This is a genomic window from Kitasatospora sp. NPDC001309, assembly GCF_042896295.1.
Lineage (GTDB): Bacteria > Actinomycetota > Actinomycetes > Streptomycetales > Streptomycetaceae > Kitasatospora.
In genome coordinates, this window is record NZ_JBIAXC010000056.1 from 57,950 (window position 1) to 64,898 (window position 6,949).

Sequence of the window (6,949 nt, forward strand, 5' to 3'; positions counted from 1 at the left end):
GGGGTCGGCACCATGGCGGCGGTGCCCCGGACGTTGGTGCTGGGTTGGTGCGTTCCGGCGGGACGGCCCCGGCCCCCCTCGCTCACGGGGCCGTCCCACCGGGGGTCCTGTCGGGTCAGGCGAGGGTGCCGACCGCGGCCTTCACCTTGTCGCCGATCGCGGCCGGCATCGGGACGTAGCCCTTGTCGCCGATCGACTTCTGGGCGGCGTCGCTGATGGTGTAGTTCAGGAAGGACTTGAGGGTGTCCAGCGTCTCGGCCTTGTTGCCCTTGTCGCAGGCGATCTCGTAGGTCACCAGGACGATCGGGTAGGCGTTGTCGGCCTTGGTGCCGTAGTCCAGGGAGAGGGCGAGGTCGCCGTCGGTGCCCGTGACGGTGGAGGAGGCGATGGTGAGCGCGGCGTTGGCGGCGGTCGCCTCGACCGGCTTGGCGGCACCGGTGGCGATCTGGGCGCTCTTCAGGTTGTTGGTCTGGGCGTAGGACAGCTCGGCGTAGCCGATCGAGTTCTTGACCTGCTTGATCTGGGCCGACACACCGGCGCTGCCGTTCGCGGACTGGCCGCCCTTGCCCTTCCACGCCTTGTTCGGCTCGGCGCTCCAGGCGCCGCCACCGGTCTTGGCGAAGTAGGAGGTCAGGTTGAAGGTGGTGCCGGAGTCGTCGGAGCGGTGGAAGCTCTGGATCTCGGCGTCCGGCAGCTTGGCGCCCGGGTTCAGGGCGGCGATGGCCGGGTCGTTCCACTTGGTGATCTGCGAGTCGAAGATCTTGGCGGCGGTCGGGCCGTCCAGGACCAGGTTGTCGACGTTCTCGACGTTGTAGACCAGCGAGACCAGGCCGGCCACCATCGGCAGGTCGATCGCCTTGCCGCCGGTGCAGACGGCCTTGGAGGCGTCGACGTCGGCCGGCTTGAGGGCGAAGTCGGTGCCGGCGAAGGCGACCTTGCCCTGGGTGAACTGCTGGACACCGGCACCGGAGCCGCCGCCGCTGTAGTTCACCGTGGTGCCGGAGCAGGCGGCGCCGAAGTTGGTCTTCCACACGTCGATCGCCGGGGCCTGCGCGGTCGAACCGGCGCCCAGGAGCGTGCCGGCCTTGCCACAGTTGACCGCGGCACCGGCCGCGGAGGAGCCGCTGGAACCGCTGGACGCCGTCTTGTTGTTGTCGTCCGACCCGCAGGCAGCGAGCGACAGCGAGCTGACGAGCGCCATGGCACCGATGGCGAGGGCCTTGGAGCGGCCGTTCCGCTGGAGCTTCACAGGGGTGTCCCTTTCTGTGGCATTGCCCGCTGCGCAGGCCGCAGGAGTACGGCTGAGCATGGGTTTTGCTGTGGTCCGGGGCCCGTTCGGCCCGCCGGTAGTCCCGAAGTTAGGCCGGGTAAGTGACACGACAGCCGGTCGCAAGTGAACGGAAAGTGAACCTCGAACGGATGACAGGAAACTACGTCACGTAGTAACGGTTGCGTCACGGCGCGGGCGCGGGGAGATCACTTCCGCCGTTCCTCCACCGGCCCCGACCCGCCCGTCCGTACGGGCTTCGCACCCAGGATCACCAGCAGCGCATCGATCAGCAACCGGTCGCGGTCATGGGTCAGCCGCGCCCGGGCCTTGCCCGCGGGCAGCCAGTCCAGGCGGTCGACCTCACGGTTGGGCCGGAAGGCCCCGACGGTCGGCACCGCGGCCCAGTACCGGACCTCCTTCGGACGGCCCTGGGCCAGGTAGTGCTGGACGGGCAGCTCCGGACCGAGCAGGCAGTCGAAGCCGGTCTCCTCCCGCACCTCGCGCAGCGCCGCCTCGACCACGCCCTCCCCCGGGTCGAGCTTGCCCTTCGGCAGGCTCCAGTCGTCGTACTTCGGGCGGTGGATCACCGCGATCCGCGGCCGCCCCAGCCGACCGCTGGGCTTCGGCCGGCCGGGCAGCCAGAGCACCGCGCCCGCCGCCAGGACCACCGGGCCGCGGGCCGGTGCGGCCGCCGGGCCCGCGGCCCGGGCCGCCGCCGGGTTCACGGCCGGTCCCACCGTCGGGTCCGCTGCCCGCCCGGTGCGCAGGCGATCGTGCAATTCAAGCCGTCCGTGGTGCGGGGGAATGCCCCCGGCCCTCGGCAGGGGGGAGCTCCAGCCACCCGTCCGGGGACGGCGGGAGCTCGGGCCACCGGCGGCCGAAGGCGTACCGCGCCGCCTCGACCTCCAGTCGTTGATCAGCATGCACCACGCCCAGCACGTAGGCGGTCGCGGGGGTGATCCGCGGGGTGCGCGCCGCCGTCGCGGCGGTCACCGCGGCGTCCGCGGCCTCCTGGTGCCGGGCCAGCACCGCGTCCAGCTCGTCCAGCTCGGCGGACGGCCGGGCGCACACCTCCAGCGCGTACCGGGCCCGCTTCACCAGGATCCGCAGCCGCGACCAGGGCGCGTCGTCGGCCGCCAGCGCGGAGTCCGCGTCCGCCGCCCCGCGCGCCGCCGGCACCGCGCCCAGCCGGCGCAGCCCGTCCCCGCCGTACGGGGTCGCGGCCCGGTGGAGCGGCAGCTGCTGGGCGCTCACCGACAGCGCGGTGAACGCGGCCGCCGCCTGCGGCCGCAGCACCGCCGACGCCCGGCCGCCGGCCGCCTCCAGCAGCGGCGCCTCGCCGACCAGCAGGGTCATCCGGTCCGCCAGCGCGTGCAGCCGGGCCGAGCGGAGCTCCTGGAGCACCGTGGAGTGCGCCCTGGTCCGGGCCAGGGTCAGCTGCCGGTCCAGCAGCGCCCGCGCCTTGGGGGCGCCCGCGTGCCCGGCCAGCATGCCCGTCCCCTCGGGGTCGGTGCCGCTCAGCGAGTCCACCGCGCCCAGCAGCCGGGCCGAGCGGCGGACGTAACCGGGCTCCAGCGCCAACAGGTTGAGCAGCCAGCGCAGTTCGGTGCGCGACTCCTGCGCCCAGGACTGCTCGAACACGGCCCCGAAGGTGTGCAGCAGCCCGCCGACCCGCCGCACGGCCCGCAGCAGGTCGGCGGTGCCGCTCGCCGGAACGGCCGCGGCCGACCCCGGTCTGGCGCCGACCTCGCCCACCGCGAGCGGCAGGGCGCGCAGGAACGCGCCCGCCTGCGCGGTGAGTTGGCGGGAAAGGATGTCCCCGGCGGTCGCTGTGGAGGCCGCCTGGGCCGTCATCGGCGCTTCGGTCATGGCGTGGTAGATCCCCGTTCCCCCGGGGCCCTTCCCCGGGGCTGGTGGCCGACCGCCGGAGCAGCTCCCCCCGGGGCCCCGGGGGCCCCGACTGCTCCGGCGGCTCGCATCAGTGGACGCGTCAGCGCGAGGTGGCGGCCCGGCGGCGCTGGCGCGAATCGATGAGCAGGTCCTGGACGTGCCGCAACGGCTTGCCCTCGGCGTCCTGCGAACGGCGCTCCCAGGCACCGTCCGGGCCCAGGTGCCAGGACTCGGTCTCGTCCGACACCCCGAGGTCGATCAGCCCGGACAGCTCGGCACGGTGCGCCGGATCGGTGATCCTGAGCAGCGCCTCGATCCGGCGGTCCAGGTTGCGGTGCATCATGTCGGCGCTGCCGATCCACACTTCGGGATCGCCGTTGTTGCCGAACACGAAGACCCGGGAGTGCTCCAGGAAGCGCCCCAGGATGCTGCGCACCCGGATGTTCTCGCTCAGCCCCGGCACCCCCGGCCGGATCGCGCAGATGCCGCGGACCCAGACGTCCACCGGAACCCCGGCCTGCGAGGCCCGGTAGAGCGCGTCGATCAGGGCCTCGTCGACGATCGAGTTGACCTTGATCTTCACGTACGCGGGCCGGCCGGCCCGGTGGTGGGCGATCTCGTTGTGGATCCGGGAGACCAGCCCGTCGCGCAGGCCGCGCGGGGCGGTCAGCAGCCGGCGGTAGGACTCCCGGCGCGAGTAGCCGGACAGCCGGTTGAAGAGGTCCGAGAGGTCCGCGCCGACCTGCGGGTCGGAGGTGAGCAGGCCGAGGTCCTCGTACAGCCGGGCGGTCTTCGGGTGGTAGTTGCCGGTACCGACGTGCGAGTAGCGGCGCAGGGTGTCGCCCTCCTCGCGGACCACCAGCGACAGCTTGCAGTGGGTCTTGAGCCCGACCAGGCCGTAGACCACGTGGCAGCCGGCCTCCTCCAGCTTGCGCGCCCACTTGATGTTGGCCTGCTCGTCGAAGCGCGCCTTGATCTCGACCAGCACCAGCACCTGCTTGCCGGACTCGGCGGCGTCGATCAGCGCGTCCACGATCGGCGAGTCGCCGGAGGTGCGGTACAGGGTCTGCTTGATCGCCAGCACGTCCGGGTCGGCGGCGGCCTGCTCCAGGAAGGCCTGCACCGAGGTGGAGAAGCTGTCGTACGGGTGGTGCAGCAGCACGTCGCGCTCGCGCATCGCGACGAAGATGTCCGGCTGCGAGGCGGACTCGACGTCGGTCAGCCCGCGGGCCGTACCGGCCACGAACTTCGGGTACTTGAGCTCCGGCCGGTCCAGCTCGGCGATGCCGAACAGACCGGTCAGGTCCAGCGGACCGGGCAGCGGGAAGACCTCCGCCTCGGTGATGTTCAGCTCCCGCACCAGCAGGTCCAGGATGTAGGGGTCGATCGACTCCTCGACCTCCAGCCGGACCGGCGGGCCGAAGCGCCGCCGCATCAGCTCCTTCTCCAGGGCCTTGAGGATGTTCTCGGTGTCGTCCTCCTCCACCTCCAGGTCCTCGTTGCGAGTGACCCGGAAGGCGTGGTGGGCCAGCACCTCCATCCCCGGGAAGAGCTCCTCCAGGTGCGCGCCCATGACGTCCTCCAGCGGGACGTACCGCTGGGGCGAGGCCTCCAGGAAGCGGGCCAGCGACTGCGGCACCTTCACCCGGGCGAAGTGCTTGTGGCCGGACACCGGGTTGCGGACCACCACGGCGAGGTTGAGCGACAGCCCCGATATGTAGGGGAAGGGGTGCGCCGGGTCGACCGCCAGCGGGGTCAGCACCGGGAAGATCCTCTGCCGGAACAGGGTGTGCAGCCGGGCCTGCTCCTTCTCGGCCAGCTCCGGCCAGCGGACCACCTCGATGCCCTCGGCGGCGAGGTCCGGCAGCACCTCCTGCTGGAAGGCCGCGGCATGACGGGCCATCAGCTCACGGGAGCGGGTCCAGATCAGGTCCAGCACCTCGCGCGGCTGGAGGCCGGACGCGCTGCGCTGGGCCACACCGGTGGCGATCCGGCGCTTGAGGCCGGCGACCCGGACCATGAAGAACTCGTCCAGGTTGCTCGCGAAGATCGCCAGGAACTTCGCCCGCTCCAGCAGCGGGATCCCCGGGTCCTCGGCCAGCTCCAGGACGCGTTCGTTGAACGCGAGCCAACTCCGCTCACGGTCCAGGAAGCGGCCCTGCGGCAGTGCTTCGAACTCCTGCTCGTCCGTGGCCGGCAGCTCCGGCGGGACGCCCAGCGCACTGGACATCCGCGCCGTGGGCGGCAGCGGGGCAGGGACGGGGCGGGGGATGCTCATGGGTTCCAGCTCCTCCAGCAGGACGGCGTCCGGACACGAATGGCTCTGCGGGCCGTCGTCCTCACCCCGGGTCGCCCCCGGGGACAGCACCCACCCACCGGGCGCGGTCCGTACAGGACCGGCCGGGGAATGGCGGTCGACTCTGCACGAGCGAGACACTACGGACTTCATCCTGTGATCTTCGCGGCAGCAATTGAATCCACGGTAAACACCGCATGGCCAGGAGGAAAGCTGAGTCGGTCGGAGCAAGGGGTGGCGGGCCTCGCCGCCCCCTGCCCGCGACCGCTCCGTTACCACCGGGCCGCCTGCGGCGCGGGACCGGGCGTGGGTCTAGCGGTCTGCTGCTCGGTCCGTCGCCCGGTCTGCTGCACGGTCTGCTGCTCGGTCCGCCTGGTACCGGGCGCGGTACATCAGATCCACCTCGTGGACGGTGAATCCCAGTCGCTCGTAGACCCGGACGGCCGCCGGGTTGTCGGCGTCGACGTAGAGGAGGACCGTCTCCAGTCCACGCTCACCGGCCCCTGACCCGGTCAGGTGACGTAGGCCGGCGGCGGTCAGCGCGCGGCCGAGGCCGCTGCCCTGCTCGGCCGGGTCCACCCCGACGACGTACACCTCGCCGAGCTCCGGCTCGGTGGCGGTGGCCGGGTGCACCTTGGTCCAGTGGAAGCCGACGACCTTGCCGCCCCGGGTCGCGAGGAAGAAGCCGGCCGGGTCGAACCAGGGCTCGGCGATCCGCTCCGCCAGGTCCTGCTGCGTCCAGGAGCCCTGCTCCGGGTGGTGGGAGAAGGCCAGGGCGTTCAGCCGCAGCCACTCGGCGTCGTCCTCACCCGGACGGAAGGTGCGGAGCTCGATCCCCTCGGGGACGGCCACGGCCTCGGTCTGCGGACCGGTGCGGCGCATCTGCCGCAGCTCCCGGACCAGCTCGGCGCCGTAGGCCCCGGCCAGGTGCCGGGCCGCCGGGTGACCGCCGTGCACCCAGAAGTCCACCGCGTCCCGGCCGACCAGGTGGGCCTGCTCCAGGACGGCGTCCACCAGCGGGCGGGCCAGGCCGCGGCCGCGGGCGGCCGGGTCGACCAGCAGCTCGGCCGCCGGGTTCGCCGTCACGGCCTCCGGCACCTCCACCTGGCCGTAGCCGACCACGGTGGCGCTCGCACTCGCACCCGTGGTCTCGGCCTCGGTCACGATGAGGTGGGTGACGCCCGGCCGGGGAGTCTCGGCGTTCCGCAGCCGCAGCCGGCCCTGCTCGGAGACCGCGGCTCGGCCGTCGACCGCCTGGGCCTCCGCCAGAACACGCAGGGCGCCGTCGCGCTGCTCGGGGCGGAGCACGTTGCTCGCAATGACCGCTGTCTGATCGTCCATGCCCTGACGATACGTCAACGGAAATGCGAAAAGCCCCTGATCCGAAGGGATCAGGGGCTTTTCTGAATGATTGTTCGGCGGCGTCCTACTCTCCCACAGGGTCCCCCCTGCAGTACCATCGGCGCTGTGAGGCTTAGCTTCCGGGTTCGGAA

General features: G+C 72.4%; 5 protein-coding genes and 1 rRNA gene. All 6 read right to left on the reverse strand.

From position 1 onward, the window contains the following. Positions 1–115 precede the first annotated feature (115 nt). Positions 116–1,249: a phosphate ABC transporter substrate-binding protein PstS gene (gene pstS, locus ACFY2K_RS37665; protein WP_375888835.1), complete on the reverse strand. Its 1,134-nt coding sequence runs from the start codon at positions 1,247–1,249 to the stop codon at positions 116–118. A gap of 227 nt (positions 1,250–1,476) precedes the next feature. Beyond that, entirely contained in the window at positions 1,477–1,938 is a 462-nt protein-coding gene (locus tag ACFY2K_RS37670; protein WP_380407393.1) for an NUDIX hydrolase, read from the reverse strand. A gap of 112 nt (positions 1,939–2,050) precedes the next feature. Continuing rightward, on the reverse strand, positions 2,051–3,139 hold the full coding sequence (locus tag ACFY2K_RS37675) for a CHAD domain-containing protein (RefSeq protein WP_380407387.1): 1,089 nt from the start codon (positions 3,137–3,139) through the stop codon (positions 2,051–2,053). 121 nt (positions 3,140–3,260) lie between these two features. Next, positions 3,261–5,438 (reverse strand): RNA degradosome polyphosphate kinase, encoded by a 2,178-nt coding sequence (locus tag ACFY2K_RS37680; protein ID WP_380525379.1) that lies wholly within the window; start codon positions 5,436–5,438, stop codon positions 3,261–3,263. Between the two features lie 330 nt (positions 5,439–5,768). Beyond that, complete coding sequence (gene mshD / locus ACFY2K_RS37685; protein ID WP_380525380.1) at positions 5,769–6,797, reverse strand: mycothiol synthase; 1,029 nt, start codon at positions 6,795–6,797, stop codon at positions 5,769–5,771. Between the two features lie 72 nt (positions 6,798–6,869). Then, a 5S ribosomal RNA gene (gene rrf / locus ACFY2K_RS37690) occupies positions 6,870–6,949 on the reverse strand; the annotation flags it as partial.

Coding starts and splice junctions, on each gene's coding strand:
- ACFY2K_RS37675 (WP_380407387.1), bottom strand. CDS start 3,139: ATGACCGAAGCGCCGATGACGGCCCAGGCGGCCTCCACAGCGACCGCC.
- ACFY2K_RS37680 (WP_380525379.1), bottom strand. CDS start 5,438: ATGAGCATCCCCCGCCCCGTCCCTGCCCCGCTGCCGCCCACGGCGCGG.
- mshD (WP_380525380.1), bottom strand. CDS start 6,797: ATGGACGATCAGACAGCGGTCATTGCGAGCAACGTGCTCCGCCCCGAG.